The following is a 7167-nucleotide window of genomic DNA, read 5'->3' on the forward strand; positions in this document are numbered from 1 at the left end:
AAATAGAAAGATATATACCTGATATACCTCCCCCAATAATAATCATTTTCTTTTTCATTTTTATACACCTCGATACAATAGTAATGCATTTCCAGTGTATTTTCCAATTCTTTATTGAAATAATTAGTCTTTGTGTTTATAATGTTTAAGGAAATTTACAAGGAGGAATTAGATTATGGGTAGAGCTCATGAAGTACGTAAAGCCGCAATGGCAAAGACTGCTGCTAAGAAAACTAAACTTTATTCTTACTATGGTAAAGAAATCTATTTAGCAGCGAAGGCAGGCGGCCCTGAACCGGACGGTAATCTAAGCCTTAGAAGATTAATTGAAAAAGCAAAGAAAGATCAGGTTCCTGGAGACGTTATCAAGCGTGCGATTGATAAAGTTAAGAACGGTGCTGTAGAAGATTATGAAAGTGTACAGTTTGAAGGTTTTGGTCCTTCAGGATCAACTGTTATTGTTAAATGTTTAACAGATAACATCAACCGTACTATTTCACAGGTACGTCCTGCATTCACTAAATCAAAAGCTAAGCTTGGTGCTGAAGGTTCAGTATCTTATTTATATGATGTAGAATCTGTTGTTCAGTTCAAAGGAATGGACGAAGAAACTGCAATTGATGCATTAATCGAAGGCGAAGTTGATCCTAAAGATATCGAAACTTTAGAAGATGGCAGCTTAAAGATTACTGGTGAACCAACTGATTATAACGCAATCAAGACAGCTATTGAAAATAAGCTTCCTGATGTTGAATTTGATGTTGATGAAATCCAAACTAAACCACAGGAAACAGTTGAACTTGAAGGTGAAGATATGGTTTTATTTGAAAGACTAATGAATCTTCTTAATGACTGTGATGATGTTGACCAGGTTTATCACAATGTTTCTAACTATGATGATGGTGAAGAAGAATAGCGAGAGCTATTCTTTTTTTTGCAAAAAAAATACGGTTCTTATGAACCGTATCTGTGTTATTTATTAGCAATTACATCTTCTTTAATAGCTTGATCACTGACTGCTTTGGCAACAGTCACTGCTACACGTGCATCAGTTGCACGAGGGATGATGTAATCCTTATTTAATTCTTCATCGTTTACAAGACTTGCTAAGCCCTTTGCAGCAGCTAATTTCATACCTTCAGTAATCTTAGTGGCATGAACATCTAAAGCGCCTCTAAATAAGCCTGGGAAGGCTAATACATTATTGATCTGATTAGGAAAGTCTGAACGTCCAGTTCCTACGACTGCAGCACCTGCATCTACTGCATCATGATATTTGATTTCAGGTTCTGGATTAGCCATTGCGAATACAATTGGTTTTTCTTTCATTGACTGAACCATTTCTTTAGTAAGAAGACCTGGAGCTGAAACACCAATAAAGACATCTGCTTCTTTGACTGCTTCCGCCATAGTCATACGTTTATTAGATTTGTTTGTGATTGCAGTTAATTCCTGAGTTAAGAAGTCATACTTATCATAATCATCCTTGATCACAATACCATTGATATTAAAGCCATAGATTTCCTTAACACCTAAGTCATGAATCATATGGATAATAGAGCTTCCTGCAGCACCTGTACCACTGACTACTACAGTGACATCTTCCGGTTTCTTATCTACAACCTTTAAAGCATTCACTAAAGCAGCAGTAACGACAATAGCTGTACCATGCTGATCATCATGGAATACAGGAATATCTAATTCCTTCTTTAGTGTTCTTTCAATTTCTACACAACGTGGTGCACTGATGTCTTCTAGGTTAATACCACCAAAAGTTGGGGCAATCTGTTTACAGAACTTAATGATTTCCTGAGGATCCTTTGTATCAATACAAAGAGGAACAGCATCAATATTCGCATATTTCTTAAATAGAATAGATTTACCTTCCATTACTGGAAGTCCTGCAGCTGGTCCAATATCACCAAGTCCTAGTACAGCAGTTCCATCACTGACTACTGCCACACTATTCCCCTTCCATGTATAATCATAAACTGTTTCTGGATTATTGTGGATTTCACGACATGGCTGTGCAACACCAGGTGTATAAGCCATAGACAAATCTTCCATTGTGTCCATTGGTGCCTTCACATTGATTTCCATCTTACCATGATGTTTTTTATGAAGTGCTAATGCTTTTTCATATATATCCATACTTTTTCTCCTTATCATCATTTTTACACCAAAATTATACGAAGCATTTCAGTAGAAGTCAATAAAAGAGCACTTACGTGCTCTTAAATGAATTATAGTGTTGTCACCATTAATTCTAGTCCACCTTCATAATGTACTAAATCAACATCAGAACAGATAATAAACTGATCACCCTTTTTAATAGGCATATCATTGACAGTACCTTCACCATCAATGACTGATACTAACTGGAATGGATCATCATTTTTAATTTCTGTACTTCCTTCAATTAAGTAATGATCAACAGTTAAATATTCACATTTTAAATATCTAGTCTTAGAACCATGGTCTAATTTCGTATTTACAAATAATTTATTCTGATCTAAATCAGCTGGTACCTTTGTACAGTCAATTGACTGCTGTACATGTAATTCTCTTTCTTTACCATCATCACCCTTACGATGATAATCATAAACACGATAAGTGATATCTGAAGACTGCTGTGCTTCATAGATTAATGAACCACCACAGATTGCATGTAATGTACCTGCTGGGATATAGAAAAAATCACCCTTATGGATTTTAAAACGATTCAATAATTCATCATACTTATCTTCTTCAATATCCTTAATGAATTCTTCTTTAGTTTTAGCATAATGACCCATAACCATATCTGTACCATCATCCGCCTGTAATACATACCATGATTCAGTCTTACCTAAAGAATTTTCATGAATCTTTGCATATTCATTATCTGGATGTACCTGTACAGATAAATCCTGTTTAGCATCAATAATTTTTACAAGTAATGGAAACTGATCACCTTCTACATTACCAAATAATTCACGATGATTTTCAAACATCCATGATACTGTTTTTCCTTTATATTCACCTTCAACGATTGGGCAATCGCCACTCTTATGACCTGAGATAACCCATGCTTCTCCTGTATGATCACTTGGGATATCATAGCCATAAACATCTCTTAACTTAGTTCCACCCCAGATTTTTTCTTTTAAAACTGGCTGGACCTTTAAAATATGACCCATTATATATTCCTCCTATTTCATATATTCATATTCTAATATATTCATTCCTATTTTTCTAGTCTAGCGCTTACTTTGTATATTTTTTACAGCTTACCTGGATATTTTTCTTCTGTATAAATCTTATATCCTTCTTTTTTTAGTAAACGTACAAAGATCCCATCTGCATCAATGACCCTGTGGGAAAATGAGCCATCATAAATATGATTAAGACCACAGCTAGGTGAACGGCTCTTTAAAATAACATAATCAATATCATATGCTTTAAGTATATCTAATGCCCTCTGTGCTCCCTCTACATATTCCTTTGTAACATTTTTGCCATTTACTGTCTGCACGCATAATGGCTCTTCTGAAACTATTTCAGCAGGATCTCTAGGAATAGAGAGTCCTCCTAATACTTCAGGACAAATAAGTACTGCTTCACCTTTCTTATCAATAAGTTCTAATGCTTCTATTCTATTAGAATCTCCTCGATAAGTACAATCATAGCCACATAAGCATTTACTTATTCCAATCATCTACATACTCCTTAATGTCATGTGCCTTATAAGCGATTTTAGTAGCTCCTGCAGCCTTTAACTCTGCTTCCCCTCTAAATCCCCAATCACAGCCAATTGTCTTCATAGAAGCGTTAATTCCTGTTTCTATATCAACATTAGAATCACCAATAAAGACACATTCATCCTTGGTTAAACCAATATCATTTAATGCGAGATTTAAAGAAGTAATATCAGGCTTTTTAGGATAATCTGCACAACCTCCATATGTAGTAATAAAACAATCACCAAATAGCTTAGGTACAATCACTTCAGCCACTGTATGGGGTTTATTTGTGACACAAGCAAGCTTAATACCTTCTTTATGTAAATCTTCTACTAATTCTTTAATACCAGGATATGGTGCTGTGTAATCAAAACAATGATCCTTATAGTAATCCATGAATTCTTGTAAACATTGATCAAACAAATCCTGATGATCTTCTCCAAGTGCACGCTCTACTAGTTTTAAAACTCCATTACCTACATACTGTTTATAGTTTTCAATAGGATGTGGTGCTAACCCACATGCCTCCAAAGCATGATTTGTACTTACTGCAAGATCCTTTAAAGAATCAACTAATGTTCCATCTAAATCAAATATACAACCTTTTATCATAACTGCCTCCATAATTACACCCATTATAGCATTCCTACCCCGCAAGTTTAAGAGTAATTCTGCAATTGTTTTCGCTTACAGAGAATGATATAATATCCTAGAATGAGGTGAAACTATGAACGGATTAAAAGAACATAAATATATGGATTTCTTAACAACTATTGGCTATATCGTATTTGCATTATGCTGTGTGATTGGCTTCTTTGCACATTTATATATTTTATTTGCGGTTGGTTTTGTTTTGATTTTCGTATTAAGATTAATTGGCTATTCTTTAGACCGCTTTGAAGAATATAAACGTGGTTATTAGACTTTTTTTATTACATGATAAAAGGATATGGGAACGTCCCATATCCTTGTTTTTTATTCTTCTTCTGTAGCTGGTAAAGTTTCAACAACTTCATGACATCTTGGACATAATCCATCTACTAATTCGTCTTCTTCGAACCAGTTCCAGCATCTTGGACACTGAACACCATGGAATTTTTCTGCCTTGATGAAACAAGTTTCATATTCATCTTTACCTTCTGCATTGTCATCTAAAGTAACCTTTGCAACGATGAATAACTGTTTCATAGAGTCTTCTAATGCAGCTAAAGACTTATATTCATCCTTAAGAGTGATAGTAAGCTTACCTTCCATGTTAGAATTGATTACTTTTTCAGCTCTTAAGTTTTCTAATGATTTCATAACATCAGTACGTAAGTTCATGAATAAGTCGAACTGTTCTTTTAATGCATCAGCATTTTCAATTTCGAACTTTTCAGGCTTAGCTTCTAGGAATACAGATTCTTCCTGTTTTGCATCACAATGGAAGTGATCATGTAATTCTTCTGCAGTGAAGACTAAGATTGGTGAGATTAACTTCATCATTGTCTTTGCATGATGATAAAGAACTGTCTGTACCTGTCTTCTTCTTGTAGAATCAGCCTTTTCGATATAAAGGATATCCTTTGTGAAGTCCATATAGAATGCACTTAATGTATTAGTGAAGTAGTTTAAGATTTCCTTATTTGCTTCTGAGAAGTTATAAGAATCCATAGACTTATGATATGCATCCATTAAGTCATTTAACTTAGCTAACATATACTGATCAACTGGTTCTAATTCATTTACTGGTAATACATCAGTATCCTTGAAATCATTTAAGTTACCAAGTAAGAAACGCATAGTATTTCTTACCTTACGATAGCTTTCAGATACTTTCTTTAAGATATCATCAGAGATACGTACATCTGACTGGAAGTCTACAGTAGTAGCCCATAATCTTAAGATATCAGCACCCCATTTATTGATTGTCTTGATTGGATCTACAGCGTTTCCACCAGACTTACTCATCTTTAATCCCTTACCATCAAGAGTGAAACCATGAGATAAAACTGTCTTATATGGTGCTTTACCATGTACTGCAGTACCGATGATTAATGAAGAGTTGAACCATCCACGATACTGGTCACTACCTTCGAAGTATAGATCAGCTGGATAACCTAATCCTCTTTCTACTAATACACCAGTATGTGATGAACCTGAGTCAAACCATACGTCCATGATATCTTTTTCTTTCTTGAAGATACCATTTGGTGAATGTTCGTTTGTATAACCTTCTGGTAATAAATCTTTTTCATCTCTTTCAAACCATACGTTTGAACCAAATTCTCTAAATAGTGCTGATACATGATCAAATACTTTCTGATCAATTACAGGAGTACCATCTTCACAATAGAAGATTGGAATTGGAACACCCCAAGTTCTCTGTCTTGAGATACACCAGTCACCACGGTCTTTAATCATGTTATAGATTCTAATATGACCCCATTCATTGATCCAGTTAACGCTATCGATTTCACTTAATAGTTTTTCTCTGATCTTATCGATAGAACAGAACCACTGGTCAGTTGCTCTAAAGATGATAGGCTTCTTAGTACGCCAGTCATGAGGGTAGCTATGTGTAATCCAAGTAAGATTTAATAAAGCGCCTAATTCTTCTAGTTTTACTGTAACAGTCTTGTTTGCATCATCAACATACTGACCTGCAAGCCATTCACCGCATGATTCCATCATGCAGCCATGTTCATCAACGTTTACAAGTACTGGTAATTTATATTTCTGACAGATGTTAAAGTCGTCTACACCAAATCCACTTGCTGTATGAACGCATCCAGTACCTGAATCAGTTGTTACATGGTCACCCATGATGACTAATGATTCTCTTTCTGGATAAAGTGGATGAGTACATGTGATGTATTCTAATTCTTCACCCTTGAAACGTTTTAAGATTTCTTTTTCTTTTAATCCAAATGTTTCCCATAATGAATCAACTAATTCTTCTAAGACAACAAGATTACCTTTTTCAGATTTAACTAATGCATAAGTGAAACGTGGGTTTAAACAGATTGCCTGGTTTCCTGGGATTGTCCAAGGAGTAGTAGTCCAGATTACGAAGTAGTTATCATCACCTTCTAAGATACCTTTACCATCTTTTACCTTGAAACGTACATAGATAGTAGGTGATTTTACATCATGGTATTCTACTTCTGCTTCAGCTAATGCTGATTCAGATGAAGGTGACCAATATACTGGCTTTAATCCTTTATAGATTAATCCATCTACAGCCATTTTCGCAAATACATCAATCTGTCTTGCTTCAAATTCTTTATGTAAAGTTAAATATGGATGTTTGTAGTCTGCAAATGTACCTACACGGATACACTGCTGCATCTGACGTTCAACCTGTTTTAATGCATATGCATAACATTTTTCTCTGAACTTTGCAGTAGACATAGATTTTCTATCTACACCCTGCTTCTGAATCGCATTTTCGATAGGTAAACCA

The 7167-nt window shown here is 34.9% G+C and carries 7 protein-coding genes; 2 read left to right on the forward strand and 5 right to left on the reverse strand.

From position 1 onward, the window contains the following. The first annotated feature begins 175 nt into the window (after positions 1 to 175). Positions 176 to 916, forward strand: a complete 741-nt coding sequence (locus tag ACT8VG_RS05520; protein ID WP_022424669.1) for a YebC/PmpR family DNA-binding transcriptional regulator — start codon at positions 176 to 178, stop codon at positions 914 to 916. Positions 917 to 972: 56 nt separating this feature from the next. Here ACT8VG_RS05520 and ACT8VG_RS05525 read toward each other — a convergent pair whose 3' ends face one another. The 4 genes from ACT8VG_RS05525 to ACT8VG_RS05540 form a co-directional block, all read right to left on the reverse strand. After that, the gene (locus ACT8VG_RS05525; protein ID WP_444195363.1) at positions 973 to 2151 is read right to left on the reverse strand and encodes an NAD(P)-dependent malic enzyme; all 1179 of its coding nucleotides are present in this window, start codon (positions 2149 to 2151) and stop codon (positions 973 to 975) included. 92 nt (positions 2152 to 2243) lie between these two features. Next, the gene (locus ACT8VG_RS05530) at positions 2244 to 3179 is read right to left on the reverse strand and encodes a type I phosphomannose isomerase catalytic subunit (RefSeq protein WP_187012059.1); all 936 of its coding nucleotides are present in this window, start codon (positions 3177 to 3179) and stop codon (positions 2244 to 2246) included. An 83-nt stretch (positions 3180 to 3262) separates the two neighbouring features. Continuing rightward, entirely contained in the window at positions 3263 to 3697 is a 435-nt protein-coding gene (locus ACT8VG_RS05535; RefSeq protein ID WP_195921219.1) for a DUF523 domain-containing protein, read from the reverse strand. Then, entirely contained in the window at positions 3681 to 4334 is a 654-nt protein-coding gene (locus ACT8VG_RS05540; protein ID WP_349820758.1) for an HAD family hydrolase, read from the reverse strand. The genes ACT8VG_RS05535 and ACT8VG_RS05540 overlap by 17 nt, the downstream gene beginning before the upstream one ends. A gap of 115 nt (positions 4335 to 4449) precedes the next feature. Here ACT8VG_RS05540 and ACT8VG_RS05545 point away from each other — a divergent pair, with 115 nt between their 5' ends. Further along, positions 4450 to 4644: a hypothetical protein gene (locus ACT8VG_RS05545; RefSeq protein ID WP_006505102.1), complete on the forward strand. Its 195-nt coding sequence runs from the start codon at positions 4450 to 4452 to the stop codon at positions 4642 to 4644. A 53-nt stretch (positions 4645 to 4697) separates the two neighbouring features. Here ACT8VG_RS05545 and ileS read toward each other — a convergent pair. Further along, positions 4698 to 7167: isoleucine--tRNA ligase (gene ileS, locus ACT8VG_RS05550; RefSeq protein WP_444195364.1), on the reverse strand; the 2470-nt coding region annotated here is incomplete at its 5' end.

Origin of the sequence: Catenibacterium sp. (genome assembly GCF_052354645.1) — a bacterium.
Taxonomy (GTDB): domain Bacteria; phylum Bacillota_I; class Bacilli_A; order Erysipelotrichales; family Coprobacillaceae; genus Catenibacterium; species Catenibacterium mitsuoka_A.